This is a genomic window from Gilvimarinus sp. 1_MG-2023 (assembly GCF_030548285.1).
This window is the reverse complement of record NZ_JAUOSC010001678.1, coordinates 1-238: the sequence shown is the minus strand read 5'-3', so window position 1 is coordinate 238 and position 238 is coordinate 1. Positions and strand designations below refer to the sequence as shown.

Genomic DNA, 238 nt, shown 5'->3' with positions numbered 1-238 from the left:
CACCAGGACAAAATATCGTCACCGTCTTTCAACAGAAAAAACACCAGGATAGGTACCAAAACGCAATAAATCAGCATCGCCATCAGCACGGTAATGCCGGAAAGGGAAAAGCTCAGCGCCCATTGCCCCATCGACGCCAGTTCTTCTCGCGCCTGATGTACCCACTCCTGCACCTGAACCGTGGTAATCAGGTCAGGGTATTGTTCTGGCAACAACATCAGCAGCGCCTGACCTTTAC

The 238-nt window shown here is 51.3% G+C and carries 1 pseudogene; it reads right to left on the bottom strand.

What is annotated here, in order from left to right:
• Positions 1-218: pseudogene (locus tag Q4563_RS22500) on the bottom strand (AI-2E family transporter); the annotation flags it as partial.
• Positions 219-238 lie beyond the last annotated feature (20 nt).